General features: G+C 62.7%; 1 pseudogene. It reads left to right on the top strand.

The annotated features are described in order from the left end of the window. Positions 1–207: 207 nt before the first annotated feature. Positions 208–316 (top strand): annotated as a pseudogene (locus J8I82_RS38990) (integrase); the annotation flags it as partial.

Below are 316 nucleotides of genomic sequence, written 5' to 3'. Positions count from 1 at the left end.
CGTGCTGTCGAAGGACATGCTGCTCGCACCGGGCGCGGAGGTGGCGATCTTGCGAGCGCTGAGAACCGCGCACAAGGGTTAGGAGTCTTCTACCCCCGGCAGTTCCGTCGCCCACCGTGTGGTGTAAATAAGTAAAAGTGCCACCGCCATTGCTAACTGGCCTGAGATATCGATGGCCAACCGACTGCACAATCGCTTCGCTCTACGGCAGCCGAAGTCACCGGCACTGCGATGGGGGACTTCTTCTGCCGGCGCGATGCCCAGGGCATCGAGCGCTGGTGGCTGGAGGTCACCGGCAAGGGCAACAAGACCCGGC

The organism is Cupriavidus consociatus, assembly GCF_017814975.1.
Lineage (GTDB): Bacteria > Pseudomonadota > Gammaproteobacteria > Burkholderiales > Burkholderiaceae > Cupriavidus > Cupriavidus consociatus.
Note: the sequence above shows the minus strand (reverse complement) of the source record. Positions and strands in the feature narration are given on the sequence as shown.